The organism is Gilvimarinus sp. 1_MG-2023 (assembly GCF_030548285.1).
In genome coordinates this window covers 452010-476661 of record NZ_JAUOSC010000001.1, presented here as the reverse complement: position 1 = coordinate 476661, position 24652 = coordinate 452010, and the positions used below count along the sequence as shown (strand labels likewise).

Genomic DNA, 24652 nt, shown 5'->3' with positions numbered 1-24652 from the left:
TCCACAAAGGCTAGGAGATATCGTGAGCGGTACACGAGATAAGAGCATTGTTTTGATCGGCATGCCCGGTGTAGGGAAAAGTACAGTGGGTGTGCTCTTAGCCAAAGAGTTGGCCAAGGAATTTATCGATACTGATTTATTGATACAAACTCATACACAGAAAACCTTGCATGACATCGTGCTAGAGAATGGCTATCAACACCTGAGAGAGTTGGAAGAGGCCACCATTCTCACGTTGGAGGTTGATGGGCATGTTGTCTCAACTGGCGGCAGTGCAATATATGGTTCTGAGGCTATGGAGCATTTGGCAAAGTCCGGGCAGATTATTTTTCTGGATCTGCCCTTGGCGTCACTTGAACCGCGCATCCACAACATGAATACCCGAGGCATTGCCCGTCCCAATGGGCAGACATTTGCCGAGGTTTATCAAGAGCGTGTGCCACTGTATCAAGCCGCAGCCGATATCACGATTCAGTGCTTAGATAAAACCCCGATAGAGATCGTGCGCGAAATTATTTTTCACGAGGCCGAACAATACGCCGAGGTTGACGCCTAGTCGGATTGGGGCTCTTTAAGCTCTTGCAACTTATTCTGACTGAGTTGCTGGAACTTTGGGGTCAGGCCTTCATCGGCGTAGACTTCATCGCCAAACTCGTCCTTAGCAACCACCTCAGAGCCTTTCACATAAGGCATTGATTCCTCCACCTCGTGCAGCGCCGCCGACAGTAAGTCACTGATTAACTGCTCCACAGTCAATCTAGGGTACATCTGTGCCAGAGCCTCTAACTTGGCCGCTTCGATGATGGGTAATCGAACGGCATATTGATTCTGAGTCAGCTGTCCTTTTGCGCTTTTTTCCCAGTGTGCTAGCAGTTCACAAGGTTTCTTGTCCATTTAGATAGCCTCTTTGGTGCGTAAATGTAAGCTTGTTTATCTCTAACCATAGCAAAAAGTATTTTAAAATCAAAAGGATACCGTCAAAATGAGAGGGTACCTTGTGATTGTGGAGGTACGCGTGTATTGTAACCGCTTTTTGCAAGCAGCGCTTTTTAGCGCCAACCGGAACCACCGGGGTTAATACGTGAGGAGAGAGTGGCGATGAAGGTTATCTTATTGGGGGCGCCGGGTGCGGGTAAAGGCACTCAGGCAAAAATGATTATGGATGAGTTTGGTATTCCCCAAATTTCCACTGGAGACATGTTACGTGCCGCAGTTAAAGCCGGTACGCCTCTCGGACTGAAGGCTAAAGACATTATGGCCGCGGGCGGCTTAGTGCCCGATGATTTAATTATCGCATTAGTGAAAGAGCGTATCACCGCGGACGATTGCGCCAAGGGCTTCTTATTTGATGGATTCCCGCGCACTATCCCGCAAGCGCAAGCAATGCAGGAAGCTGGTGTTGATATTGACCATGTTATTGAAATTGATGTGGCCGATGAAGAAATTGTCAGTCGTTTGAGTGGGCGCCGTGTACATGAAGCCTCTGGGCGTGTTTATCATGTCGAGCACAATCCGCCACAAACTGCCGGGCTTGACGACGAAACCGGTGATAAGCTAGTTCAACGTGAAGACGATCAGGAAGAAACCGTGCGCAAACGCCTGGCAGTTTATCACGAGCAAACCAAACCGTTGGTTGAGTTTTATCAAGCTTTGGAGGAGCAAGGTGGTGCAAACGCTGCGAAGTTTACTAAAGTTGCGGGTGTTGGCAGTGTTGATAAAATTCGTGAACAGCTTTTTGCCGTTCTACATAAATAATCGGCAACAGATTTCGTTAAAAGGCCCTACGGGGCCTTTTTTTTATGTTTTTTTTATCATTTTTTAAAAAAATTGTAGAATTAATGTTTAATTTGTCTTAAAAACGTGCAAGTTGAGTGTTTATTAAATATATTGACACTGTGCTACTTACCTAGTGCATGTAAACAATTAAGGCGCATGAATTAAAAAGAGTTAAGGAGAGAAGTTATGGCTAAAGTTGCAAAAAAAACACCGCGAAAGGCGGTTGCCAAACGAAAATCCGTTGCACGACCATCCACTAAACATAAGGCTTCAAAACGCACTGCGAGTACGCCAGTTGATCCGCGTGTTGCCAAGGCACAAATCGCTGTTGATAAAACACAGTCCCTGGTTAATGAGCAGGTCAAAACATTAGCGGCTGCTCGTAAAAAAGCTCAAACGGCAAAAGCCAAAGCGGCTAAAAGCAAAAAAGCGGTTGATGCACGCGCGGCTAAGTCAGCAGCGAATGCTGCCAGTAAAGCCTCGGATAAAGCTAAAAATCTTCGTGCTAAATTGGCTGAACAAAAATCAGCTTTGGCTAAAGTTAAGGCTTACGCGGCAGTTAAAGCTGTGGAAGACGCCAGCAAAGAGAAAATCAGTGCGCTACAAGAAAAGCTTACTCATGCAGCGGCATCTGATTTAGACAAAGCTAAGGCGGCCTTTGAGGCCAAATGGAAGCGAGTGCGAGCCAGTGCCGATGCTAAAAAAGTGACTGCAGCGGCTAAAAAGCTGGATGCCAAAGCAAAAGCGGCGGAAAATAAAGCTAGGGCCAAGGTTCGCGCTATTGAGAAAAAAGAAGCGGCCAAGGCTAAAGCGGCCAGTCGTAAATCTGGCACAAAGCGCAAAGCCAAAGCGCGCTCGACACGTTCAGCCTCAAAATCATAATTGCCATTATGTCACTCGCAACCCCGGTCTAAGCCGGGGTTGTTGTATTTTGTACCGGCTGAGTCGCTCTCGACACTGGTCTAATATATTCATCATGGCTCTTGGTCCGAACCGCTGTATCTGGCAAAATGTTGTTTTGTCCAGCCAGTAGTTATCCTATGCCTACAATTCTTGCCCTCGATACCTCATCCGAAGCCTGCTCCGTTGCCTTAATGCTCCCTACTGGCGAGTGTGTAGAAGCATTTGAAATGGCCGCTAAAAGCCATACCAAGCGTGTTCTGCCGATGGTTCATGCGATGCTGACCGAACACGGTGTGGCCTTGTCTGATCTTGACGCCATTGCCTTTTCCGCAGGCCCGGGTTCCTTTACCGGTATCCGTATCGGCATGGGGATTGTGCAGGGGCTGGCCTTTGCGAGTAATATTCCGGTTATTCCCGTTTGTACTCTGCAGGCCCAAGCACTGACCACCTGTGAAGCTGCCCCAGAGCAGAGCGTTTTAAGTGCTCTGGATGCGCGAATGGGGGAGGTGTATTACGCGGTGTTTCAGTTTGATCCTTCTCAGTCAGCTCTGGCTATCCAATCGCCTCCGGCAGTGTCTGCCCCGGCAAGCGTGTCACTGCCAGCCGGGTTTAACCGGGATCAATCCATAGGGGTAGGGCAGGGCTTTACAGTGGATACCATGGCGGCGTATGTAAGCGACTTTAATGCCACAATTGGGCCGCGAGCATCCGCTGTTGCGAAACTGGCCGTTAGTGCCTGGGGCCGTGGTCAAACTCAGGATGTAATGGCCGTGGAGCCCAATTATATTCGCGATACTGTAACCTGGAAAAAGCGCGAAAGAATCCGCACCTAATTCAATATAGAGATATCTGCCATGCAAAAAACCGAAGTGCAGCACTTTAATCAACGACTGATCGATTTTTTGGCGGCATCGCCCACGGCGTTCCACGCAACGCAGAACATTGCCAGGCGCTTAAGCGAGGCGGGTTTTATCGCCTTAAAAGAAAATGACTCTTGGTCGTTGCAAAAGGGGCAGGGATACTTTGTTACCCGCAACGACTCGTCGATTATTGCTTTTAAGTACGGAGAATCGCCACTGGAGCAAAGTGGTATTCGTATGTTTGGGGCACATACCGACAGCCCGTGTTTAAAGCTCAAACCTAATGCTTATAGCGTCAATGCCGGCTATTCGCAGTTGGCGGTTGAAACCTATGGCGGAGTGTTACTTAACACTTGGTTTGATCGCGACCTGTCGATTGCGGGCCGGGTAACTTATAAAGGCGATTCGGCTCTGCCGGCCAGCTGTTTGGTTAATTTTGACCGGCCCATCGCCTGTTTACCCAGTATTGCCATACATCTGGATCGAGAGGCCAATCGTAATAAAACCGTCAATCCACAAAAAGAAATGCTGCCCATATTGATGTTGGCCGAAAAAAAGCCTAAGTCGTGGCACGAGCTGTTGACTAGTCAAATAAATCAGCAGTACCCCGCTCTCAAAGTAGAAAGCATTCTCGATTTTGAGTTGTCGCTCTACGACACACAGGCGCCAGCGGTTGTTGGTTTTAAAGAAGAATTTATTGCCAGCGCCCGCCTGGATAATTTGCTCAGCTGTTATGTTGGGCTTGAAGCACTGTTGCAGTCGGATTCATCGGAGTCGTGCCTGCTGGTGTGTACCGATCACGAGGAAGTGGGCAGCGCCTCTGCCTGTGGCGCCAAAGGCCCGATGTTGGAGCACTTTTTACAGCGAGTTATTCCCGATACGGAGTTAAGGCTGCGCACCTTGGATATCTCTCTGATGCTGTCGGCGGATAACGCACACGGCTTGCACCCCAACTATCAAGACAAGCACGATTCAGGTCACGGTCCGCTGTTAAACGCTGGGCCGGTTATAAAAGTAAATGCTAATCAGCGCTACTCCACGACCAGTGAAACCGCGGCGCTATTCAAGTTGCTCTGTAAGCAGGTTGATGTACCCGTGCAGAGTTTTGTGTCGCGCTCTGATATGGAATGCGGCAGTACTATTGGCCCCATCACCTCAGCTGAGGTGGGTGTGAAAACACTGGATATCGGCGTGCCAACCTTTGCCATGCATTCTATTCGGGAGTTGGCCGGGGCGGAGGATGCTTACGCTTTATCGCAAGTGGCGACGTTATATTTTAAGCAAGTAGCAGCCCCGGGTAAGCTGGATTAACAATGCGGGTTTTATTGCTCTCCGGTTACGATGCCGCCAGTCATAAACGTTGGCGGCAGGCACTGGCGGAGTATCTGCCCGAGTGTGAGTTTACCCAGTTAGCCTTGGCTCCGCGCTTTTTTAGTTGGCGTATACGCGGCAGTAGTCTGACTTTTGCTAGCTTGAAAACGGCAGCCCTAGATGCTGAATATGATTTGTTGATTTGTACCTCGATGGTGGATTTATCGAGCCTACGCGGCATGGTGCCGAAGTTGGCAAAATTACCCACCATTTTATACTGTCATGAAAATCAGTTTGATTATCCTACCAATCACCAGCAGCACTCCTCCATTGAACCGCAGATAGTCACTCTCTATAGCAGTATTTGTGCTGATCGCGTCGTGTTTAATTCTGAATTCAATCGCCAAGGGTTTTTGGCCGGTGCTCACAAGTTGTTAAAAAAGCTACCCGACGGAGTTGACCTTACGTTAGTGGAATCCGTCCGAGCAAAAAGTCAGGTATTGCCTGTGCCCTTGGAAAATAATTTGTTTAACCAGTGTGTTAAGTCAAAAAAAACGGCACTTTCGATGCCTGCAAAAATCGTTTGGAATCATCGGTGGGAATACGACAAAAACCCTGAACTTTTGTATCGGGCTCTGCAACATTTATTGAGTGATAATAATCCCCATCCAGCGTTCCAATTGCATTTAATCGGCCAGCAGTTTCGCCAAAAACCCGCGGTTTTCGACAAGATAAAATTGCTGTTAGAGTCTTATCATTGCTTGGGAGAGTTAGGGTATATAGAAAGTCATAAACAATACATGAATATTTTGCAACAATCCGACATTGTCCTTTCGACAGCCGATCACGATTTTCAGGGCCTATCGGTATTAGAGGCTGTAGCTTTAGGGTGTAGTCCGTTATTGCCGAGGCATCAAGTGTATCCAGAAATGCTAGGGGAAGACTTTTGTTATCCGGTAACGGGTAATTTAGAGCGCGATAGTCAAACCTTGGCGGACCAACTAAGGGCCCGGCTTAATGAGTATGTCAGTGGTAGGCTGGCAGATGCCCCCGACCTTTCTCATCTAAGCTGGGGATATCTAGCGCAGGAGTATCGCCAGTTACTCACTGGAACAATAGAGCAGTTTTACACCTGATATAAGCTCGTCTCACCGCTACACAGCCGAGGGCTGACCCTGTATGATATCCACCGACTAAAACCACCTGTTTTTTTGGATAGACAATGAGCAAACAACGCGTTTTAACTGGTATTACCACCTCTGGTACCCCCCACTTAGGCAACTATGTCGGGGCGATCCGTCCGGCCATTGAGGTCAGTAAGTCGCCAGAGTTAGAGTCCTTCTACTTTATGGCTGACTATCACGCCCTGATTAAGTGTCAGGATGCCGAGCGTGTCGAGCAGTCGCGCAAAGAGATTGCGGCCACCTGGCTCGCACTGGGGCTGAATACTGACAACGCGGTGTTTTATCGTCAATCCGATATCCCTGAAATCCCCGAGTTGAACTGGTTGCTGACCTGCATGGCGGCAAAGGGGCTGATGAACCGAGCGCACGCCTATAAAGCAGCGGTTGCCGCGAACGAAGAGTCCGGTGAAGATCCGGATTACGGCGTCACTATGGGGTTGTACAACTATCCGGTGTTAATGGCGGCGGATATTCTGATGTTCAACGCGAACAAAGTCCCCGTGGGGAAAGATCAAATACAACACATCGAAATGGCGCGCGATATTGCGGCGCGTTTTAACCACCATTATGGCGATCACTTTCAAATGCCAGAGGCGGTGATAGACGATAAAGGCTCTATTTTACAGGGGCTGGACGGTCGTAAAATGAGTAAGAGTTACAACAACACCATTCCATTATTTTTAACGGAAAAACAGCTCAAAAAACACATTAACAAAATTAAAACAAACCTGCTTGAGCCCGGAGAGGCGAAAGACCCGGATACTTCCACAGTGTTTCAGATTTGGGAGGCGTTCGCCAGCGCTGAGCAAACCGCTGAAATGCGGGCCAAATTCGAAGCCGGTATTGCCTGGGGTGAAGCAAAACGCGAGTTGTTCGAGTTGGTCAATGGTCAGCTCGGCGAGGCGCGTGAAAAATACTTTGATTTGATGGAGCGCCCCGTCGACATAGAAGACATCCTGCAGCAAGGCGCTGTTAAGGCACGGGCCGAAAGTGCGCCTTTTATTGAAAAGCTGCGTCAGGCCGTGGGCTTGCGAAAGTTTTCTTAAAAGACTTATGCTGGCCCGGTTAGGGCACTGATAACCCGATAGATGCCACCTGTAAGTGCTGTTAGCTCAGACTCTGAGGTAATGTAAGGTGGCATGATGTAAACCAGCTTGCCAAATGGCCGGACCCAGATACCTTGCTCCACCAGAGCCGGCTGTATTTCGTTCATGGGCGGTGCGTAACTCAGCTCAACCACACCGATTCCCCCTAACACCCTCACATCTTTCACATAGTTCAGTGTACGGCAGTCGGCCAGCTCGCGGTTGAGTTGGGTCTCGATGCGTTGGATATTGGATTGCCAGTCGGAGGTTAACAACAAATCGATACTGGCATTGGCCACGGCACAGGCGAGGGGGTTGCCCATAAAAGTCGGGCCGTGCATAAAGACGCCGGCTTCACCGCGGCAAATGCCTTCGCTCACCTTGTCGTTACACAGGGTGGCGGCGAGGGTCATATAGCCGCCGGTGAGTGTCTTTCCCAGGCACATGATATCGGGGCTAATGTTGGCGTGCTCACAGGCAAAAAGCTTTCCTGTCCGGCCAAACCCTGTGGCTATTTCGTCGGCAATCAGCAAGACATTGTATTGGTCGCACAGGGCGCGTACTTCGCGCAAGTATTGGGGCGAATACATCCACATGCCGCCCGCGCCCTGAACAATGGGCTCTAAGATAACGGCCGCCACTTCGTTATTATGCTTCGTTAATAACTGGCGAATACTGTCGAGATCGTGCGGGTTGAAGGTATCGTTAAAGCGGCTTTGGGGCCGGGCAGCGAATAGTTGTGGGGTAAGGTTCTGGCTGAATAGGTGATGCATACCTGTCACTGGGTCGCATACGCTCATAGCGCCAAAGGTGTCGCCGTGGTAACCGTTTTTTAATGCAATAAAGCGATGTTTTTCGGGCAAATTTTGCGAGTGCCAATACTGCAGGGCCATTTTCATGGCCACTTCCACACTGACTGAGCCCGAGTCGGATAAAAATACTTTGTTTAACCCATTCGGACTTAAGCTAACCAGCTTTTCGCAAAGGCTAACCGCGGGCTCATGGGTCAGCCCGCCGAACATGACATGGCTCATGGCTTGGCTTTGCGTTAGCAGTGCTTGGTTAAGTTCGGGGTGGTTGTACCCGTGTAAGACACTCCACCAGGATGACATGCCATCGATTAGTTGGCGCCCATCGGTCAGGGTAAGGGTAGCGCCCTTAGCACTGGCTACGGGGTAGGTAGGAGAGGTGGCAGTAAATGAAGAGTATGGATGCCAGACGTGCGCCCGGTCCCGTTTTACTAGGTTGTCACTGTTGGTACTCATACGGCCTCATAACTGGAAAAAGCGCCAAGCTAAGGCTTTTAGCGGCGCTTGTCCAGTCCGTAAGGGCTGAGTTCTGTTAGCTAAAGCGCCGTACCAGTTCGCTTTGTCCTTGTGATAGCAATGCCATTTCAGAGTTCAAACGGTTAGATTCATCCACCTGTCCCTGGACTTGCTCGGCCAGAGAGGTGATCGATTGTGTGTTTTGCTCGATATCCACCGCCGTGGCCGACTGCTCTTCGGCCGCTGCGGCTATTTGATGAGACATCTGGTCAATAGTGGTCACCGCAGAGGATATGGCGGACAGGGCCTGACTGACATTGCCCATTTCGTTAACACTGCGTTCCACTAAGTTTTGGCAGTCGGTCATGTTCTTTCCCGCCAGCCCAGTTGCATCGGTCAATTCGCTGATAATACTTTGAATATCTTCGGTGGACTCCTGGGTGCGCTGGGCCAGAGTGCGAACTTCATCGGCCACCACCGCAAAACCGCGCCCCTGCTCACCGGCGCGAGCCGCTTCAATAGCGGCATTGAGGGCCAGTAAGTTGGTTTGCTCGGCGACACCTTTAATAACGTCGACGACCGATGCAATTTTCACACTGCCTTCGGTTAACCGGTTGAGGACGGCCCCTAAGTCGCCCACCGTTTGCGATAGGTCGTCAATGGCGACCCCGGCTGAGCGGATTACTTGATTGCCTTTTTCTACCTCACTTAAGGCCTCGCCAGTGGCGCCCGAGGTTTGTGTGGCGCCCGAGGCGACCTCCTGTACGGCGATGCTCATTTGCCCCATGGCGTGTGCCACACCAGAGGTTTGTTGCTGCTGTTCGGTAATATGGGTGAAAGTTCGTTGAGCTTGCTGCTGTGATAGCTCGGCGTGCTGTCTCAGTTCGTCGGCTGACTCTTGAAACCGGCCCAAGGCTGTGCGGATACGAGATTTCTGCGCGAGTTGTGCTAGGCGTATTTCACCTATTTCGTCGCTACGGCCTGTATATATAAAGGCTGCAATAGGGTCGTGATGAATTTTTCTCGCTTCGCTGAGAGCATCTGAAATTAGCAACTTGCGGGTGGTTTGTGCGAGAAAAGCTAAAACAATACCAATCAAAGCCGCCCCTAAGTATTGCCCTGGGCCAGAGCTTTCATTGATTGCTAAAAATACAGATATTAATATAAAACTAAAAACGCCTGATAATAAAGCTAGGCCAAATTTCTGCCAAAGCTTTAACAGGGGGGAGCATAGACCTTTGCCCGCTTGTAGGCGAGCATAGACCATTTCAGCTCGCTGTATCCATATTGGGTCAGATTTCACCCGAACCGACTCATAACCCACTATTTTACCGTGCTCGGCGACCGGAGTTACATAGGCATCTACCCAGTAATGATCGCCATTTTTACAGCGATTTTTGATAATACCCATCCAGGCATTACCTTTCTTGAGTGCCCCCCATAGCATGGCAAATGCATCTTTAGGCATGTCTGGGTGGCGCAGAATATTATGGGGCTGATTGATCAGTTCGTCGCGCTCATAGCCTGCTATTTCACAGAAAGTATCATTGCAAAAGCGGATAGTGCCTGCCAAGTCAGTAGAGGATACGATCTCATCGCCCGCTTTGACAGACACCTCTTTGTTGGTGACCGAGCCATTATTTCGCATGAAAAATCCTTGTCTGTCTCTTGTGGGGTTAACCCACTAATTGTAGTTCGTTTTTGGCGTCTAAAGTTTGATTCGCGTCAGTAATGTTAAGTAAATTAGACAGTTGGTTATTCAGTTGAATTCGAGCGCTCGGGGTCATGTCGGTAAACTCAAGACTCACTTGTGTGTGCCTGAAGGGTTCCCTAACTAAGCGTACAGATTTTACCTTGGCCTGACAGTTAACCTGTATCTGGTGGCTCAGGCGTACCTGGCACAAGGGTAGGTGTGCGTCGCGCCGATAAGAATGCAATTGATTACCTTTTAGGCGTAATCTCATTCCGCCCCCCGATATATTCACGATATTAGCTTCGGTGGGGGCGTTGCCTATTGTTCTGATGGTGGCTTTCAGTGAGTCGTAACCGGGCTCATATCGAAGCCAGCTACGCCGTGGTCGGTATTCGACCTTGGAGGGCAGTAGAACTGCAATAGCGTTGCGGCTTTGACTTTGGTCGCTAATGACCGGAAGTCTCAGTGTGAGTACCTCGCTGTGCCTCTGATGTCGCAGGGTTAGGCTCTGCCCCTCCATTAATGCCAGAGTTGACGGGGTTAACTGATCGAGCCAAAGCATGCCCCGCTCGGTGTCCACGGCCAATATCATACTTTGAAAACTGGTGCCGCGATTGTCTATTAGAACCTCAAGCAGCTGGCGGGAGCGGCAGAGACTTAATAGCAGTTCATGGGATGAGCTTTCAGTTTTGAAAGAGGCTGACTTGTTTTGTGATGCAGTAATCTCGGCCTCGTGCGAGGTTCCTCGATCAGACAGTTTACCCAGAATTCGTTCCAACAGAGACATACCGCTTTCCTCAAACATTACCGTGCAATACTGTGACTCATTGAGTCCACACCAGTGCTAGAGCAAGCGCCATGCCATTAATGTCCAAAGTAGGCGCGATACGGGATTGCTGCTGTTGGGGCTCAAACGCGGAGTGTGATTACGTTACTAAGCGGCACGGCATTGCCGCCAAGCGGCAAATTGGATTCCATCGCTTGGGCAAAAACCGTACAATGGCGGAATATATGAATCAATGGGTAAATATAGGGTATGAGTAAGGCTGTATCTGAGACTTCAGTGGCGGAACTGGATCGCAAAGAACGTTTAGAGTTTAATAAATTGCAAAAGCGACTGCGTCGTCAGGTGGGTAGTGCTATTGCTGATTTTGAAATGATCAGCGAAGGCGATCGTGTCATGGTGTGTTTGTCGGGTGGTAAAGATTCATATGCCATGCTCGATATTCTATTAGGGCTACAAAAAACGGCCCCAATCAATTTCGAGCTTGTTGCTGTCAATATGGATCAAAAACAACCCGGATTCCCCGAGCATGTACTGCCGCAATATTTAGAGTCACTGGGTGTTCCTTACCATATTGTGGAAAAAGACACTTACAGCATCGTGAAAGAGATTGTTCCTGAAGGTAAAACCACCTGTGGGCTTTGTTCGAGACTGCGCCGGGGGACTCTATACGGTTTTGCTGATGAAATTGGGGCGACCAAAATTGCTATGGGGCATCATCGCGATGACATAATTGAGACATTATTTCTCAATATGTTCTACGGTGGCAAGCTGAAAGCCATGCCGCCCAAATTATTAGCTGACAACGGTCAAAATATTTTGATTCGTCCGCTAGCTTACTGTAAAGAGCGGGATTTGGAGCAATATGCTGAGATTAAACAGTTCCCCATTATTCCTTGTAATTTATGTGGCTCACAGGAAAATCTACAGCGTCAGGTAATTAAGGATATGCTGCAGGGCTGGGAAAAATCGCACCCCGGTCGTCTGGAAACCATATTTTCGGCTATTGGCAGCGTTGCCCCGTCGCAACTGGCGGACCGTCAGCTATTTGATTTTGCCGGCTTAACCCCAGTGTCCGGCAGTGAGCTTGAGCCGGGTGAGAATCAATTTATCAACGCCGTTCAAGTTCAGTAATATCTTGTCGCTGCTAGGTTGGCGAACTTGCACTATACTGTCTTTAATGTCTGTGTTTGCTGGGGTTTAGGTTGATACTTGGATTAAGTTCGCCTTCTCTAGGCAGTCGCTAACTCACCACGGTATGGCATCGGTGAGTTAATGATCGCGCAATGGATTGCCCCAGCCGTACATGTCAGCGCGAGGTGGAGAGTTTGGGCTGTCGGAGTGCCCCGTTGAATTGCATCACCACATGAATCACTAACCCCATTTATTCAGCCACCGGCACTGGATTACACGCAATAATGAGACAAAAAAAGCCGTCTTTTTTTCAGGGCATCTCTTTTCAATTAGCTAAAATCGGCATTATTTTAGCGATATTGCTCAGCTTTTTTATCAGTGCGATACAGGTGTACATTGATTATCTTGCTCAATCCAAAGAATTAGATCAATTAATATACCGGGTGGCAGAAGTAGCCACACCTCCCGCCGCTAGAGCCGTACATACACTAGACGCTGATTTGGCCAATGAGGTTGTAAATGGCCTGTTAACCTATGACTTTATCTATCAGGTAGCTATTTGGGATGAGCGCGGCAACGTTTTAGCCCAAGCTGACAAGGCTCTAACAGAGTCGGATGTTACTTGGATGGGAGGGCTCTTCACCCATGATGATGCCTCTTATTCCTCTGATTTAATCGTGGCCGGCTACGAGCAAATGGTGGCCGGAAAAATCAGTTTTACGGTCGACAGAGACCGGGCATTGGAAAATTTTTATCGCCGCTCGGAAATAAACTTTTTTGTCAGTAGCTTTCGTAGCCTTATTCTCGTTGTGCTGTTGTTTGTCGCTTTCTATTTTAAGCTAACCAAGCCATTGGTGCAGCTTTCTCATGAAATTAACGAAATTGATCCTGATCGGCCTGGAGCTAAGCGGTTGACGACCTTAAAGTCGCATAAAGCCGATGAGCTTGGCACAGTGATAAACAGCAGTAATCAAATTCTCGATGTGATTGAGCTGTCACTTGCCAAACGTCGTGTAATTGAACAGGCACTTAGAACCAGTGAAGAACATTTACGTCAGATTGTCGATAGTTTGCCTGTCTTCATCGGCGCGCGAAATGCCGATGGCTACTATCTGTTCGCCAATAAAGCCCTGGCTGAAATGTTGGGTCACACCCCCGAGGATATGCGAAATGTGCATATCAGCGATCTATTAAAATCCTCTGTGCTCGATGTCGATACTGTTATCAGAGGCGATGCCCGGGTTATTAATAACGGCGAAGAAATCGACGTCGCGGAAGAAAGCTTTATCAGCGCCAGTGGTGAGCAGTTATATCTGCAAACTCATATGATGCCACTGCAGTATTATGAGGAAGTGGTTTGTCTTGTGGTGTCTATGGATGTCACGGAAAGAAAACTGGCTCAGGCTAAAATGGAGCATATGGCGCATCACGATGCGCTGACCGGTTTGCCCAATAGGCTGCAGTTGGTTGAGCGTTTAGAGCACGAAGCGCGACGAGCCGTAAGGCATGGCTATTTTGGCGCTGTGCTATTTATCGATTTGGATAAGTTTAAAAATATCAACGACTCGCTGGGTCACCCGGTGGGCGATTCAGTGTTGCAAGAGGTGTCGTCGCGTTTGCAAAGTGCTGTGCGAGAAGAGGACTTGGTTGCGCGCCTTAGTGGCGATGAATTTGTGGTGGTGTTGACGGTGCTCGACCATAACCAGGAAGTGGCAGCCTTAAAAGCGGGTGAGGTGGGCGAGAAAATTCGGGCATTAATCTCGCAAGCGTTTATTCATGAGGATATGGAGCTGCGTATCACTTGCAGTGTTGGGGTTGTCGTTTATCCCGAGAAAAATAATGTTGTGCATGAGCTCCTGCGCTACGCCGATACCGCTATGTATCAGGTGAAAGAAAAAGGGCGCGACGCGATTGAATTTTTTAACGAAGATATGGCCGATAAAGTCAGTCGGCAGTTAGTGATGGAGGGTGAGCTGCACCGGGCGCTTGAGGAAGAGCAGTTTGTATTATATTTTCAGCCCAAGGTAGATGTGCAAAGCGGTGCAATTGTCGGTGCCGAAGCTCTGTTGCGTTGGTTTCACCCCGAGCAAGGCATAATTTCACCGTTTGAATTTATTCCGGTGTTAGAGACATCTGGGTTGATTATTGAGGTCGGCCAATGGGTGTTAGAGCAAGCCTGCGACGTTGTGCAAAAATGGAGTAAGGCGGGCTTGTGGCACAAAGGAATGCAGCTGAGTTTAAATATCAGTCCGCGGCAGTTTCGTCGCGACAGTTTTGCCTCCGATGTTATCAAAACAATAGAGCAATACAATTTGCCTGATCAAACCCTCGATATGGAAATAACCGAAGGGATAGTCATTCAGCAAATAGAAGAAGCGATTGAAACCATTACCCTGCTAACGCAAAACGGTATCAGCTTTTCACTGGATGATTTTGGCACCGGGTACTCATCCATCAGTTATTTAAAACGGCTGCCAGTTACCACTCTTAAAATTGATAAAAGCTTTATTCGCGACATTATTGATGATCGCAATGATCGGGTTTTGGTGGAAACTATTGTGACCATGGGGCGATTGTTGGGCTTAGGCCTTGTGGCTGAAGGGGTGGAAAACAGTGCCCAGCTGGATATCATAAAGTCCTATGGTTGCCATTATTACCAAGGCTTTTACTTTAGCCCACCGGTGCCGGCGGATCAGTTTATTGCATTGCTCGAAAAGCGCCCGAGCAAATAGGTGACAGCCGTCTCGACCCGTAAAATACGCGGGCCTAGTGAGATTCCGGTAAAGCCGCGCTGCTCAAAAGCATCAATTTCTTTATCCAAAAAGCCGCCCTCGGGGCCAATTGCAATCACACTGGGGGCGCTGACATTATGGGGGCTGTGCTGCCGGGCATAGGGGTGGGCAATAAAACCTTGGCGCTCACCGAGAAAGTCTCGCAGCTCGTCTTCAATAAATGGGCGAAAGCGTTTCGCTTGATGGATAGCCGGCATCCGCGTATCCCGGGCCTGCTCCAACCCCAGTATCAACTCTTCCCTTACTTTGTCTTCGTGTAATTGAGGTGTCTGCCAGTAACTTTTATCCACGCGGGAACTTTGCAGCAAAACCAGCTCTTTTACCCCAAGCGTACTGATGGTTTGCAAAATACGCTTCAGCATAGGAGGGCGGGGCAACGCTAAAATAATACTGATGTTCGACGCCGCTGGCGGCTCTTGAGTGAGCGACGCTGTCATGGTTACCGAGTCGGAACCCAGCTCAATGACCTGCCCAACACCCGTTTGGCCATTGATTAACCCAACTTTCAAAGTGTCCCCGACGCAGATGCGCTGAACCTGAGTAATATGCCGAACCCGGCGTTCATCGCGCAGTGTGACGGTATTGTCGCGGCTGAAATCACTGGGGAATAACAAGATTAAATTCATAGTTTAAGGACAGAGGGCAGGGTGGGTAAGTTGGCGCCCCGGAGACGATTCGAACGTCCGACCTGCCGCTTAGGAGGCGGCTGCTCTATCCAGCTGAGCTACCGGGGCCTGTCGCTCCTGTGGAGCGAGGCGCCCATTGTAGAAACTTTAGCAGCTAAAGCCAAGTTGTCTTAGGCTTTTACCGCATTACCACTGTTGACTGATCTTGTGGTGACGCCTTTGGCGTTGTACAAATTATCACCGGCAGACTTACCTTTTACCAAGTCTAATATTCGACTTAGCGTTTGTTGTGAGCGGTTGATTAATTTGCCGTTTTTGGTGTTTTGTTGGTTGCATTGGGTAATGACGGATTGTATCTCCTGCCATTTGGCAATCAAGGGTGTCAGCGATGGGGTAGATTGCATATATTCCAACCAACCATCGCTGTCGTTAGCCAGCCCCAAACTCAGCAATAAAGAGGTTCGTTCTCTGGCGTGAGCATCCAGAACATTGAGGTGTTCGGCTTTAACGCTAAGGGTGGATTCCAGCTCGGTATGTTGGCGGTTTTTCAGCAGCTCGGTTTCGCGCTGCAAAAGCTCCAGTAGGACCTTGGCGGCGGCAAGGTCATTGTCTAGCATTTGCGAGACAAGTGAGGGGTTAACTGACATAGTGGGCACCTATGGTAAGTCGAAAAAAATGGGTAAGTCGAAACTGTACGAAACCCTAAGGCTGCAGTTGGCTCAGCCCTAGGGTTTAACCGATAAGGTCGTCCTGAGACAGAATAGCTTCGGCCAGCCGTTCGGCGTTTATTTCAAAGCGCCCTTCGGCAATCGCTTGCTTTATTTCGGCGACTTTGTCGCTGTCCACATCGGGAGCCGTATCAACGGCTTCTTGCAGGCGGCTTAGCGATTGCGCCTCGGCGCTCAGTACCACTTGATCAGTGGCCGGTTGTGGACTTGATGGCGCGCCGCTTTTTCCCTCGGATTTCGTTGAGAGGGGAGCGCTGCCACTGGAGCGTCCGGTTGTCGCTGTACCCGGTTTGTAGGTATTGCTTGTGTCAATAGCCATATGCTTAATCCAACTTTAAAAGGTCAGTTATAACCTGGTGCCCATACCAGATTGCCAAAGGATATACCTCTCGCATAGCTGCTATCGGCCGTCTGTATTATAACTTTAGCGATTATTTACAATAAATTTCTGCCTGTGGCTTAAGGATTAACCTCGACCCGGCCAGTTGCCACGATATTGGCAGTCACGATACGCTGCGATGATAAATTACGTACCCGTATTTGTTCGCCTACCCGACCGCTGCCCAGTGCTTCCGCCCGCGTGTTAACTCCGATAACGCCATTGGAGGCCGCGAGGGTGATGATATCCCCCCGGTTAATCGCCAGTGGTATTGTCAATATTCCGTCGCGCAAGGGTTCTCCGGCTTCTATATTGCGTCGAACCTCCTTGCCTATTGCATCCGAATTGTCGGTAAAGTAACCACTTCGTAAGTTAGAGCTATTCATTCGACTCTCAGTCAGATCCGATTCTACTAAAATGTCTCCGCGACTCAAGGCTTTACTGGCGACAACGATATTCTGGAAAACATTCACCTGAGCTCCAATGTAAATACTCCACGGCGCAGCGCTTAAACATTGAGTTTTCACCGTAATAGCACCGCCATTGTGGGTTAAATCTCTGACCTCGAAGTCTAGTTGGGAGGGGCAGTGGGCGAGTCGCAGTCGAGGGTCGAGCCTATTAACGGTAATTTCTACGGCATCAAATCGATTTTGATAGTAATCTTGAAGGTATTCTTTGGTGGCCAACCGCAATTGCTGCAGATCGTGCGGTGGGTTGTGGCCGGCTTCATTGGCAGCAGACACTAAGGAGACAAACCCCAGTGCGACTGTATAGCCTAAATTGACGCAAAAAGTACGTAGGCGGCCCATAGTTGTCCTATTCTATAAACACAGTGGCAATAAACGATAATCTGGGCTGAGATTGAGCCTATACTCAATGCAGTAGGCGCCAGATGACACATAATTAACGGGTTTTATTAAAGAGTGTCAAAAAATAGCCGTTAATAAGAGTTAAATACATATAAGTGGGGATACTGCAAGGAATGTGCCTTCGCGTCTAGCGCATAGGATGGGAACCGCTTTAAATTGATGGCGATGTAAAACTGAGGCGAGAATATGGCAGGTGTACTCGATAGTGTTAACCAACGAACACAGCTGGTGGGTCAAAACAGATTGGAGTTATTGCTGTTTCGTCTGGCTGGAAGGCAAACCTATGGCATCAATGTTTTTAAGGTAAAAGAGGTTTTGCAGTGCCCCAAGCTGAATGAGATACCCGGGCGCAGTGGAGTAGTGCGGGGCGTGGCTCATATTCGCGGCGGCACGATGCCAATAATGGATATGAATCTGGCTATTGGCCGCAAACCGCTGGAGAACATCGAAGAATGTTTTGTCATTATCACGGAGTACAATCGAACCTTACAAGGCTTTCTGGTTCGTGCGGTGGAGCGTATTGTTAACATGAATTGGGGTGATATTCATCCACCGCCCATGGGGGCCGGCAAAGAGCACTATTTAACCGCTGTCACCGAGGTTGAGGAACGCCTGGTTGAAATTGTCGATGTTGAGAAAATTCTTGCCGAGGTTACGCCTGTCGATGAAACAGTGAGTGAAGGTATTTTTGAAGACGGGTTAAGTGAAAGGGTGGTGAAGCGACATATTCTTATCGTGGATGATTCCACCATTGCCAGGAAACAAATCCAAAGGGTTGTGGAGTCTATGGGCATTGCCACCACCTTGAAAAAAGATGGTCGGGAGGCTCTCGAATACATCAATGGCATGATCGAAGAGGGTAAAGACCCGTATCAAGAGCTGATAATGATCATCTCTGATATTGAAATGCCGGAAATGGATGGCTATACCTTTACCGCTGAGATACGTGGTAACCCTAAACTAAAAGATATGTATGTGGTGCTGCATACATCGCTTAGCGGTGTTTTTAACGCGGCCATGGTGGAAAAGGTTGGCGCCAATGACTTCTTGGCTAAATTCCATCCCGATGAATTAGCTAAGCGGGTGAATGACAGGGTTTTGGCGATCACAGGGGAAGACCTGCTACAAGAAAGTGGTAATGAGTAGTAAGGCCTTTATATTCAATTAGATAGGTTGCTTATTTAAAGTGGTTTGTTGTTTAGTGGTTGTTAAGGACTGATATGAGTAGCCCGATTAAATCTTCACATACTCTGGAGCAGGTAGAGTTTGATCAGTTTAGGGTGTTTCTAAAAGACGCTTGTGGTATAGCCTTGGGCGAAAATAAGCAGTATCTAGTGGCCAACAGGGTTCGGCGGCTGCTAGAAGAGTATAACCTGCCAAACTTTGCCGAGTTGGTGAAGGCACTCAAAATGAATAGTAACCGGCGCTTACGCGATCAGGTTATTGACGTTATGACCACCAATGAAACTTTTTGGTTTCGCGATGGTTACCCTTATGAATACTTAAAGAATGTTCTCCTGCCCGATCTTATGGCCCCAGCTAATAAGATGTATGGTCCGCTCCGGATTTGGTCGGCGGCTTGCTCTTCGGGCCAGGAACCTTACTCGCTGAGTATGATTGCCGAAGAGTATAAGCGGAAATCCATGGGTGCCTTGGCTCGGCCTGTGCAGGTCGTGGCAACCGATCTTTCGTCGATTGTGCTTGAGCAGGCAAGGCAGGGAATGTATGACCGATTATCAGTTATGCGGGGTCTGTCGGTAGAACGTCGCAATCAATTTTTTACCACAATTGATGCCAATAATTGGCAAATAAACCAAACCGTACGGGAGCGGGTCGAATTCCGCCCACTCAACTTGATGGATTCCTACGCGGCGCTGGGGCGTTTTGATATTGTTTTTTGCCGCAATGTCTTGATTTACTTTAATGCCGAGCTAAAGCTTAAAATCCTGCAAAAAATACACGCCAGCTTAAAACCCGGAGGCGTTTTGTTTCTCGGTTCATCCGAAGGCGTAGGCGCAGCCTCGAATTTGTTTGAAATGGTTCGCTGTGAGCCAGGTATCCTCTACCGGGCTATTTAACAATTTACAGCTTTCGATTAAGCGGCAAAGGCGGTAAGCCTTTGCCGCTCTTGTCCTTACATTCTTACCTCTGCAGTACCCGTTTATATTTCAATCAAAAATAAAACTCCATAAAATCAATGAGATATTAGATATTTCTAGGTTTGGCATGGCCTGTGCTTTATTGCTTGTGACGCTAACGCAACGAGGCAATCATGGCAATTTCTTTCGATCAGGCACTGGGTGCATTTGAACCGGCTCTTAAACTTCGCTCACAGCGGGCAGAAGTTCTGGCCAACAACTTAGCGAATGCTGATACCCCAGGCTTTAAATCTCGAGATTTTGATTTTCATAGTGCCTTGGCTAAGGCTGCCGGAAACATGCCCGGGGCCTTAGCAAAAACGGACGAAGGCCACCTGAATATTCATGGCAGTTCCAGCGGTAGTCCTGGTTTGGACTACCGCACGCCACATCAACCATCGGTTGATGGTAATACCGTCGAAGATCAGGTTGAACACGCTGAATTTATGAAAAATGCGTTGGAATTCCAAACCAGCTTTATGTTGCTAAACAAAAAATTTAAAGGCCTGAGCAAGGCTTTGACCGGACAGTAGGAGTAATACCATGGGGCTCAATACTATTTTTGATGTTGCCGGTTCTGGCATGAATGCTCAAAGCCTGCGCCTGAACACCACCGCTAGTAATCTTGCTAATGCACAGTCGGCCAGCTCCAGTGCCGGAGATGTTTATCGCTCACGTCAACCCGTGTTTGCCGCTGTCGCTAAAGACACCTTAGGCACTAACCGTCTTGAAGCTATTGGTGGCGCGGATCGCGATGCCAGTGCTGGGGTAACCGTCTTGGGTGTGGTTGAAAGCGATGCTCCCTATGAGCAGCGCTACGAACCCAACCACCCTTTGGCAGACGAAGAGGGCTATGTGTATTACCCCAATGTCAATGTGGTGGAGGAGATGACTAATATGATTTCGGCATCTCGTTCGTTTCAGGTCAATGTTGAAGTGATGAACGCTGCCAAGCAGATGGCCCAGCGCGTACTCACATTAGGACAGTAAGGAGTCTGCCGTGACACAAGTAAGTAACGACGGAACCTCAGCGGCCAATATTCTCAGTAACCTGAGTATTGCGAACAAAGAGCCGGAAGAGGCAAGCAATGAATTGGGGCAATCGGCTTTTTTAGAGCTCATGATTACTCAAATGAATAATCAGGACCCTTTGAGCCCTCAGGAAAATACTGAATTTATTGCCCAATTGGCTCAGTTTAGTTCGGTTGAGGGGTTGGAGCGACTCAATGGCCAGTTTGAGAGTTTCAACGGCAACTTTATGTCGAATCAAGCACTGCAAGCCTCATCGCTGGTTGGGCGGTCAGTTTCCGTACCAACGGATACGGCGCTACTGACCAATGGCGGCATTGTTGCCGGCTCTTTGAATCTGGAGCAGTCGACCAGTGCTATGGAAATTAATATCTACAGCGAGGGCGGCTCACTGGTGGGTAAAGTACCCGTCGATGGGCGTGAAGCGGGTGATATGGTTTTCCGCTGGGACGGTCAGTATATGGAGGTGGACGGTGAGCTTGTCGACTGGAGTGCCGGTGAAGAGCCTCTACCGCCGGGTGAATACCGAATTGAAGTCAATGCCATGATCGATGGCGAAGCTGAACAGCTGGAAACCTCACTGGGTGCCAATGTTAATAGCGTTACCCTAGGTAATGATGGTTCGATCACGCTTAATTTGGCAGGGGTTGGCCCTGTCGACATTAGCCAAGTAACTCAATTTAATTAATGCCAAGCGGCTAGTTTCTAAAGGAGAAACGGACCATGCCATTTAACGTTGCGCTTAGCGGTATCCGGGCCGCCAATACTGATCTTGAAGTCACCGGTAATAACATCGCCAATGCCAGTACTACCGGCTTTAAGACTTCACGTGTGGAGTTTGGCGATGTTTACGCAGGCTCCTTACTCGGTAGTAGTTCAAACGCCCCAGGTAGTGGCGTTAATTTACTAAAAATTCGCCAGCAATTTGGTCAGGGCAACCTGAACTTCACTGAAAACCAGTTGGACTTAGCCGTAAGTGATGCAGGCTTTTTCGTGGTTAGCGATCAGGGGGAGCAGCTCTACACGCGTTCGGGTGCTTTTGGCCTCGACAGCGAAGGCTTTATCGTCACCAATACGGGAATGAATTTACAAGGTTACAGTGCCGATGATAATGGCAATGTAAGTGGTACGCTGAGCGATTTACAGGTGGATGTAAGCACACAGGCGCCGCGCCAAACCACAGGTGTCGAGGCCACTTTAAACTTGAATGCTAATCAAAGTGTATTGGAGTCCGTCGGCTCAAGCTTCACGACAGACGGTTCAGCAATCGGAGTTGCCCAGGTTGGCATTAGTGATGCCACGACCACTACGATGAACCTAGGGGCTGTGGCTGTACCGATTGACTTTGCCGCTAACCCAACGACTTTTGATGTCACTTTGGCCGGCTCCACACCAGCCTCGGGCAATGGAACGTTGAGTTTAGTTATTGACTCTTCTACCGCAAACTCAGTGCAAGATGTTGCCAACCTAATCAATAGTGCTATTTTCAGTAGCCCGACCCCGATTAACGTTCAGGCGTTTGCCAACGGCGGCAACCTTGAGCTGCGTGATATCAATGAAGGTGTTTCTAGTACTGTTACGCTAGGCGCGGTGACTGGGGCAAACGCGTTGTCTACCGCGATGACCGGTGCGCCGGCGTCGGTAGCAGGGATCGCCAACGTCGACAACGGTTATCAATCGCAGACGTTAGAAATTGAAGGTCCAAGCGGCGGCTCAGTGACTTTCAATTCGGAGGATGGAGCTTCTGCAGCACAGACCGCATCGGAGCTTAATTCATTGGCTGGTGTCACCGCCTCCGCAACGACCGAAGCAACAGTACAATCGGGCACTTTGGATAACACCAATAGTAATCTGACGTTAAACGGTGTGTTGCTTACCTCCAATACTCCAGCAAATATTGCGGCAGAAATAAACGCCTTATCTACCTCGACTTTGCCTGGTGTCACCGCTGAGGTTAATACAGCAGGTGATTTGGTGATAACCTCGAGTGTTGGAACGGATTTAAGTTTTGCCTTTGACTCCGACGTGAACGCCACGCCTGGTGTGCTTGATGTGATCGGCCGCTCAGGTACCGGGGTGCAAAGCTTGACCGGTATCAATGACGGCCTAGTGATCGGTGGTGAAGTGTCGATTGTGATGGAAGAAGGTTATGTCATTGCAGATAGCGTGCCGGCGGTAGGTAATTTATTTGCTCCGTTGACGGCGGCAAGCTTTACTGAGGTGCCCATTAACTCTTTTGACCCTAATGATCAGGCCACCTATAACCACGCCACCTCTGCCACGGTCCACGACAGCCTGGGCAACCCTCATACAATGACGCAGTACTTTGTTAAACAGCCATACGATCCTGCTGACGCCTCTACCTCGCCCAACCACTGGGTAATGTATGTACAGGTTGATGGTCAAGAAGTCGGTGACCCAGATCCAACTTTGCCGTCTCCAGAGAACACTTTGCCAACTCGAGCCTCTTACAATGTGCATTTTAACGAAGACGGCAGCTTAAATGAGTCGTTAACGGATACAATGCTGGTTTCTAACTGGACGCCGGTTGATGATGAAGGTAATGAAACCGGATCACTGGGGCCGTTAAATGTGTTGCAAGGTGGGGTGGTGCCTGTGGTTGAGCCGCCTTCAAGTTCTAACTTTTTGATTGATTTGGCGGGCTCTACCCAGTTTGGTGCTGAGTTTGGGGTGGAGCAACTGGATCAAAATGGCTATACCACTGGTCGGCTGGCAGGTTTGGACGTTAGTGATAGTGGCATTATCTTCGCCCGTTTCACTAATGGTGAAGCCCAGGTGCTGGGTCAGGTTGCACTGGCAAACTTCAATAACGTCGAGGCACTCAAGCCTGCAGGCAATACCATGTGGGCGCAAACCTCCGATACTGGTGAGGCTGTTATTGGTGCTCCTGGTACGGCCTCACTGGGGACCATCAACTCGGGGGCTCTGGAGGAGTCGAATGTGGACTTATCAGAGCAGCTGGTAAATTTGATTATTGCCCAGCGTAACTTCCAGGCCAGTGCCAAAACCATCGAAACGGCCAACCAAACTACACAAACCATTATCAATCTGCGCTAACAAAGCCAAACAAGCGGCAAATAACGGAAGTTATTTGCCGCTTGTTTGGCACTTGGTTATCTAGTTTGGTGTGTCAATTTATAGGTTAGCCTAATCATCCTTTATACTTGCCTCGCTTTACTCACCTAAGTTGTTGAAATAAAAAGAATATACTTTCCTTTCTTGTTTGAAATCTGCCGTTGGCACAGCCATTGCTATATCACTGCTAGAAGATTCTTTTTCGTCAAAGTGACAAAAAACTAGCGGAGTCAAGTATGGACAAAGCCCTCTACATTGCCATGACCGGAGCCAAGCACAACATGATGGCTCAAGCGAATCATGCCAATAATATGGCCAACGTAAACACCACCGGCTTTCGCGCCGACTTTGCGCAAGCGCGTTCCATGGGTGTTTATTACGGTGATGGCCAACCTACTCGTGCTTACGCTTTAACTGAGTCACCCGCCACAGATTTTGAATCTGGCCCTATCAATGCGACAGGTCGTGATCTCGATGTGGCCATAAACGGCACTGGTTTTTTTGCAGTTCAAAGTAACGATGGGTCAGAAGGCTATACCCGAGCAGGGGACTTTCAACTCGATGCTAATGGCATTTTGCGCACGGGCAGTGGCCTTCCTGTGCTGGGGAATAATGGCCCCATTGCTTTACCTCCTATCGAAAAGATTGCTATAGGAGCCGATGGCACCTTGTCCATTGTTGCGCAGGGTGAAGGTCCGGAAACTCTTGTTGCCATTGATCGCCTTAAGTTAGTTCAGCCCGACCTGGCCACATTGGAAAAATTCCCCGATGGTCTGTTTCGTGATTTGAATCAAGCAATCTTGCCGGCTGATGCCACAGTACAGGTCAGCGCCGGTGCGCTGGAAGGCAGTAACGTCAATGCCGTGGATTCTTTTACCGATATTTTAACTTTATCTCGTCAGTACGAAATGCAAATCAAACTAATGAAAACTGTTGAGCAAAATTCTGAAAGCTCATCCAGCTTATTGCGCATGAGCTAAGCCTTGTAGGCACAGGAGAA

The 24652-nt window shown here is 48.9% G+C and carries 24 protein-coding genes and 1 tRNA gene; 16 read left to right on the top strand and 9 right to left on the bottom strand.

Annotated features, from left to right (window positions below):
* Positions 1 to 22: 22 nt before the first annotated feature.
* The gene (locus Q4563_RS02065) at positions 23 to 556 is read left to right on the top strand and encodes a shikimate kinase (protein ID WP_303603435.1); all 534 of its coding nucleotides are present in this window, start codon (positions 23 to 25) and stop codon (positions 554 to 556) included.
* Here the strand turns inward: Q4563_RS02065 and Q4563_RS02060 are convergent.
* Positions 553 to 894 carry a type 1 pili tip component gene (locus tag Q4563_RS02060; protein WP_215977593.1) on the bottom strand — a complete coding sequence of 114 codons (342 nt, stop codon included), beginning with the start codon at positions 892 to 894 and terminating at the stop codon, positions 553 to 555. The two genes, Q4563_RS02065 and Q4563_RS02060, sit on opposite strands and share 4 nt — an antisense overlap.
* Positions 895 to 1098: 204 nt before the next feature.
* Here Q4563_RS02060 and adk point away from each other — a divergent pair, with 204 nt between their 5' ends.
* From adk to Q4563_RS02030, 6 genes are all read left to right on the top strand, one after another.
* Positions 1099 to 1755 carry an adenylate kinase gene (gene adk / locus Q4563_RS02055; protein ID WP_215977592.1) on the top strand — a complete coding sequence of 219 codons (657 nt, stop codon included), beginning with the start codon at positions 1099 to 1101 and terminating at the stop codon, positions 1753 to 1755.
* 207 nt (positions 1756 to 1962) lie between these two features.
* Positions 1963 to 2658 (top strand): hypothetical protein, encoded by a 696-nt coding sequence (locus Q4563_RS02050; protein WP_303603434.1) that lies wholly within the window; start codon positions 1963 to 1965, stop codon positions 2656 to 2658.
* A 158-nt stretch (positions 2659 to 2816) separates the two neighbouring features.
* Positions 2817 to 3512 carry a tRNA (adenosine(37)-N6)-threonylcarbamoyltransferase complex dimerization subunit type 1 TsaB gene (tsaB, locus tag Q4563_RS02045; RefSeq protein ID WP_303603433.1) on the top strand — a complete coding sequence of 232 codons (696 nt, stop codon included), beginning with the start codon at positions 2817 to 2819 and terminating at the stop codon, positions 3510 to 3512.
* 21 nt (positions 3513 to 3533) lie between these two features.
* Complete coding sequence (locus tag Q4563_RS02040) at positions 3534 to 4850, top strand: M18 family aminopeptidase (protein WP_303603432.1); 1317 nt, start codon at positions 3534 to 3536, stop codon at positions 4848 to 4850.
* Positions 4851 to 4852: 2 nt separating this feature from the next.
* On the top strand, positions 4853 to 5986 hold the full coding sequence (locus tag Q4563_RS02035; RefSeq protein ID WP_303603431.1) for a tRNA-queuosine alpha-mannosyltransferase domain-containing protein: 1134 nt from the start codon (positions 4853 to 4855) through the stop codon (positions 5984 to 5986).
* 86 nt (positions 5987 to 6072) lie between these two features.
* Positions 6073 to 7080, top strand: a complete 1008-nt coding sequence (locus Q4563_RS02030) for a tryptophan--tRNA ligase (RefSeq protein ID WP_303603430.1) — start codon at positions 6073 to 6075, stop codon at positions 7078 to 7080.
* 5 nt (positions 7081 to 7085) lie between these two features.
* Here Q4563_RS02030 and bioA read toward each other — a convergent pair whose 3' ends face one another.
* The 3 genes from bioA to Q4563_RS02015 all read right to left on the bottom strand — a co-directional run bounded on the left by bioA (position 7086) and on the right by Q4563_RS02015 (position 10864).
* Complete coding sequence (gene bioA / locus Q4563_RS02025; protein WP_303603429.1) at positions 7086 to 8384, bottom strand: adenosylmethionine--8-amino-7-oxononanoate transaminase; 1299 nt, start codon at positions 8382 to 8384, stop codon at positions 7086 to 7088.
* A 76-nt stretch (positions 8385 to 8460) separates the two neighbouring features.
* Positions 8461 to 10032, bottom strand: coding sequence for a methyl-accepting chemotaxis protein (locus tag Q4563_RS02020; protein ID WP_303603428.1), 1572 nt, complete (start codon positions 10030 to 10032; stop codon positions 8461 to 8463).
* 28 nt (positions 10033 to 10060) lie between these two features.
* Positions 10061 to 10864: a flagellar brake protein gene (locus Q4563_RS02015; RefSeq protein WP_215977584.1), complete on the bottom strand. Its 804-nt coding sequence runs from the start codon at positions 10862 to 10864 to the stop codon at positions 10061 to 10063.
* Positions 10865 to 11140: 276 nt separating this feature from the next.
* Here Q4563_RS02015 and ttcA point away from each other — a divergent pair, with 276 nt between their 5' ends.
* Complete coding sequence (gene ttcA / locus Q4563_RS02010) at positions 11141 to 11995, top strand: tRNA 2-thiocytidine(32) synthetase TtcA (protein ID WP_215977779.1); 855 nt, start codon at positions 11141 to 11143, stop codon at positions 11993 to 11995.
* 284 nt (positions 11996 to 12279) lie between these two features.
* Positions 12280 to 14727: a putative bifunctional diguanylate cyclase/phosphodiesterase gene (locus Q4563_RS02005; RefSeq protein WP_303603427.1), complete on the top strand. Its 2448-nt coding sequence runs from the start codon at positions 12280 to 12282 to the stop codon at positions 14725 to 14727.
* Here Q4563_RS02005 and Q4563_RS02000 read toward each other — a convergent pair.
* The 5 genes from Q4563_RS02000 to flgA form a co-directional block, all read right to left on the bottom strand.
* Complete coding sequence (locus tag Q4563_RS02000) at positions 14688 to 15413, bottom strand: 16S rRNA (uracil(1498)-N(3))-methyltransferase (RefSeq protein WP_303603426.1); 726 nt, start codon at positions 15411 to 15413, stop codon at positions 14688 to 14690. The two genes, Q4563_RS02005 and Q4563_RS02000, sit on opposite strands and share 40 nt — an antisense overlap.
* 31 nt (positions 15414 to 15444) lie before the next feature.
* Positions 15445 to 15521, bottom strand: a tRNA-Arg gene (locus Q4563_RS01995).
* A gap of 62 nt (positions 15522 to 15583) precedes the next feature.
* A complete protein-coding gene (locus Q4563_RS01990; RefSeq protein WP_303603425.1) occupies positions 15584 to 16060 on the bottom strand; it encodes a flagella synthesis protein FlgN in 477 nt (158 codons plus the stop codon).
* A gap of 85 nt (positions 16061 to 16145) precedes the next feature.
* Positions 16146 to 16460 carry a flagellar biosynthesis anti-sigma factor FlgM gene (gene flgM, locus Q4563_RS01985; protein ID WP_215977580.1) on the bottom strand — a complete coding sequence of 105 codons (315 nt, stop codon included), beginning with the start codon at positions 16458 to 16460 and terminating at the stop codon, positions 16146 to 16148.
* A 140-nt stretch (positions 16461 to 16600) separates the two neighbouring features.
* On the bottom strand, positions 16601 to 17329 hold the full coding sequence (gene flgA / locus Q4563_RS01980; protein ID WP_215977579.1) for a flagellar basal body P-ring formation chaperone FlgA: 729 nt from the start codon (positions 17327 to 17329) through the stop codon (positions 16601 to 16603).
* Positions 17330 to 17575: 246 nt separating this feature from the next.
* On the opposite strand from flgA, the gene Q4563_RS01975 reads away from it, so the two are divergent.
* The 7 genes from Q4563_RS01975 to flgF all read left to right on the top strand — a co-directional run bounded on the left by Q4563_RS01975 (position 17576) and on the right by flgF (position 24632).
* Positions 17576 to 18535, top strand: coding sequence for a chemotaxis protein CheV (locus tag Q4563_RS01975; protein WP_215977578.1), 960 nt, complete (start codon positions 17576 to 17578; stop codon positions 18533 to 18535).
* A 74-nt stretch (positions 18536 to 18609) separates the two neighbouring features.
* The gene (locus tag Q4563_RS01970; RefSeq protein ID WP_215977577.1) at positions 18610 to 19467 is read left to right on the top strand and encodes a CheR family methyltransferase; all 858 of its coding nucleotides are present in this window, start codon (positions 18610 to 18612) and stop codon (positions 19465 to 19467) included.
* Positions 19468 to 19661: 194 nt separating this feature from the next.
* Complete coding sequence (gene flgB / locus Q4563_RS01965) at positions 19662 to 20060, top strand: flagellar basal body rod protein FlgB (protein ID WP_215977576.1); 399 nt, start codon at positions 19662 to 19664, stop codon at positions 20058 to 20060.
* Between the two features lie 10 nt (positions 20061 to 20070).
* A complete protein-coding gene (flgC, locus tag Q4563_RS01960) occupies positions 20071 to 20517 on the top strand; it encodes a flagellar basal body rod protein FlgC (RefSeq protein ID WP_215977575.1) in 447 nt (148 codons plus the stop codon).
* 10 nt (positions 20518 to 20527) lie between these two features.
* Positions 20528 to 21244, top strand: a complete 717-nt coding sequence (locus tag Q4563_RS01955) for a flagellar hook assembly protein FlgD (RefSeq protein ID WP_215977574.1) — start codon at positions 20528 to 20530, stop codon at positions 21242 to 21244.
* Between the two features lie 35 nt (positions 21245 to 21279).
* Positions 21280 to 23634, top strand: a complete 2355-nt coding sequence (locus tag Q4563_RS01950; protein WP_215977573.1) for a flagellar hook-basal body complex protein — start codon at positions 21280 to 21282, stop codon at positions 23632 to 23634.
* A gap of 254 nt (positions 23635 to 23888) precedes the next feature.
* Positions 23889 to 24632, top strand: a complete 744-nt coding sequence (gene flgF, locus Q4563_RS01945) for a flagellar basal-body rod protein FlgF (protein WP_303603424.1) — start codon at positions 23889 to 23891, stop codon at positions 24630 to 24632.
* Positions 24633 to 24652 lie beyond the last annotated feature (20 nt).